This window comes from Pedococcus sp. 2YAF34 (assembly GCF_052114585.1).
GTDB lineage: Bacteria > Actinomycetota > Actinomycetes > Actinomycetales > Dermatophilaceae > Pedococcus.
Map to the genome: position 1 here is coordinate 1 of NZ_JBFRFA010000149.1, position 380 is coordinate 380.

The 380-nt window shown below is 66.3% G+C and carries 1 protein-coding gene; it reads left to right on the top strand.

Features of this window, described 5'->3' with window-relative positions; genetic code table 11:
* A partial coding sequence (locus AB4Z02_RS19315) for an FtsK/SpoIIIE domain-containing protein (protein ID WP_441972998.1) occupies positions 1–380 on the top strand: 380 nt, incomplete at both ends.

Here is a 380-nt window from a genome sequence, read left to right on the forward strand (position 1 = left end):
ACGCTGGCGGGCGACCGACAGTGTCATGGAACACTGGTCGCCAGGGGAGCAGCGAGTGCCGGGCGGCCTCGCAGCGCTCGTCGGGCAAAGCGCCAGCGCGGCACTTCGACTCGACCTCCTTTCGCACGGTCCGCACGCTCTTGTCGGCGGCACAACTGGGTCGGGCAAGAGTGAATTCCTGCAGACCTGGATCCTTTCGCTCGCCACCGAATACTCGCCCGATCGGCTCACCTTTCTGCTTGTCGACTACAAGGGCGGCAGCGCGTTCGCCGATTGCGTCGATCTGCCGCATTCAGTCGGACTGGTCACGGATCTCACACCCCGCCTGGTTCGCCGGGTGCTGACGTCGCTGCGGGCAGAGCTGCGGCACCGCGAAGGAC